This is a genomic window from Affinundibacterium flavidum, assembly GCF_014284175.1.
Classification (GTDB): domain Bacteria; phylum Pseudomonadota; class Gammaproteobacteria; order Burkholderiales; family Burkholderiaceae_D; genus Undibacterium; species Undibacterium flavidum.
Genome location: NZ_JACOGA010000071.1, coordinates 1 through 255 on the forward strand (window position 1 = coordinate 1; position 255 = coordinate 255).

At 55.7% G+C, this 255-nt stretch carries 1 protein-coding gene; it reads right to left on the reverse strand.

The window, feature by feature from the left end; translation table 11 throughout:
- Window positions 1-255 (reverse strand): Calx-beta domain-containing protein (locus tag H8K55_RS21405; protein WP_186944271.1); only part of this gene is annotated, 255 nt, incomplete at both ends.

The following is a 255-nucleotide window of genomic DNA, read 5'->3' on the forward strand; positions in this document are numbered from 1 at the left end:
CACCAGGATTGAACGTTAAAGTACCGCTTGCTGCTGTGTAGTCACTACCTGCAGTGGCGGTGCCATTGCTGGTGTTGTAACCGACAGAAACTGTTTGACCAGAGGCTGCGGACAAGGTGACTGTGAAAGTCGCTGTGCCGGCTGCTTCGTTGACGGTGACGTCGTTGATTGACAGGCTTGGCGTACCGTCATTGTCAGTAATCGTCGCGGTACCGACTGCGGAGGCATTGGTGGTCGTACCTGCTGTGCGGGTGA